The organism is Rubritalea sp. (assembly GCF_039830215.1).
Taxonomy (GTDB): Bacteria; Verrucomicrobiota; Verrucomicrobiia; order Verrucomicrobiales; family Akkermansiaceae; genus Rubritalea.
The window spans coordinates 1-1854 of record NZ_JBDOPO010000189.1; the positions used below are offsets into that span (position 1 = coordinate 1).

Here is a 1854-nt window from a genome sequence, read left to right on the forward strand (position 1 = left end):
AACGTCTCAATGGGTGCTTCTAACTGAGCTTCAAGCTGCTCAAGGTCAGAACCATTTTGAGGTGTGACGAAAGTAAACATTGTAGAAACAGCTGAGGCTCGCGTTATATAATCTTCCTCAAGCTCCGGGAACTCGTAGTTGATCACTACGGCTGTTCCAGTCCAGTCGATGGCTCTGGCGAGAGCGTCGGTGACTACCAAAACTCTACATTTTTCAGCTTTGAAATTTGCAATCGAGCGGTCCCTTATCTCTTGCTTTTGCTTGCCGTGAAGTGACTCAGTCAAGATACTGCCCTTGTTTAGTTCGCTCGCAAGTTCGTGCACACCTTCACGGGTGCGTCGGAATACCAGCACCTGTTTCCAAGCTGAGTTTTGCTTTAGGAGATGAAATAGAAGGTCATGCTTCTGTTGTTCAAAAACTTCGTAAATGTATTGCTGATTGTCTGACATGGTGCGATCGGTGGTAACTCCCTAACACCATTCATGCTGCAGATTACTCTCAATGTCGAGACTTGTCCGCGGACGTCTCCGACAAATAGTTTCTGATGCATTCCCACTGTCAGCTCAATCGGCCAATAGTTGGTAACTAGGTTAATAAGCCGGACAATTTCAGCCCACCAGTGGGAGCATGAACCCTCACACACGTAGTTCGTATTGAAGCTAGGGTTTACCTTATGATTCATCACCACAGGCCGAAAAAGACGCCCCCGGCACCTTCTACTTTCGAATTCTCGTTGATGTTTGCTCCACCGGTTGTCGCGTCATCGACGGTCACCACGTTGCTCCACTTACCACTGATTATCTACCATTGTGGGGGTCTGAATAGCGTCAGACCATGTGCTCAAGACTCAGCCTCCGCAACGTAACCTGCATAGCTCATTAGCTTGTAGCGATCTCAAAAAGGAGGCTTCGGTGCCACTGCAACAGCAAATGCAGCCATCGATCAAGGACGCTAATGACTGTGGCCTGCTCCTTCGGCGTTCAACCAACCAGCGACTATCAGCCCGCCTATCGTCAGTAATTCTACTCTTTGAAATTTCCCACACACAGAAGATTCTAGCTGGGACCTCAAGCCCATAAAGCTCTAGCTAAAACCAGAATCAAATTAACCACTAAAATGAAATTCACCACTCACTCCCTCTCCGACAAAATCACCTTCCAGACGTTGCTAGCGAGTTAGTTTATTTCTACGATGATGGCGGTTTTCTCTTCTTCAAAGCTACTAACTTAGCTGCAAGGTCTTCACCAGTGCGTTCGGCATTGTCTAAAGAACATTGTATCTCTTCAGTGCCAGGAGCTTTTTAGCGGTAGTGATGTCGCGCAACTCTAGCCGGATGCTAGCTAGTTAAAGACCTGAATGACCTCTCCACCTAACCATAGTTGATTTGGAAATCCTTGGATAAGATTGGCGTCGCGCGAGCTTAAGCGGTAGGATTTTAGTAGAGTCTCCCCCTTAAATTCTGGGAGGTTCAGTTCATATTCTGCTCTTTCTGCGTCTTGAGCCGTCCTATAATTCTCCTGTACTGTACGAATTTCGACCTCTAGAGCATAGTGATCTGAATCCTCTCACTTCGAATTGGCTTCTTTTGTATTCCTAATCCTCATATCGATCATCTGGCCAGCTTTCGATATTTGGGAGAAGTTGGATGATTTTTTTCAAACAAGAACAAAGAAACTAAGCGGGAACTCCCAGCTATAGGCTCTCAATATACTCTACTGCCAAAACACGCGCATCAGCATCCGCGGCGATCAGTACATCTAGTGAATCACCAGTTTTCACTGCATGCGCATCCATCACCTGCGCTACTAGCTTCCATATGTCAGTGAAACCGATTTTCTTATTGATGAAGGCGTC

The 1854-nt window shown here is 46.5% G+C and carries 1 protein-coding gene; it reads right to left on the reverse strand.

Features of this window, described 5'->3' with window-relative positions; all coding sequences use genetic code 11:
- Positions 1 to 449 (reverse strand): C-terminal helicase domain-containing protein (locus ABGY95_RS06285; RefSeq protein WP_347440839.1); only part of this gene is annotated, 449 nt, incomplete at its 3' end.
- Positions 450 to 1854 lie beyond the last annotated feature (1405 nt).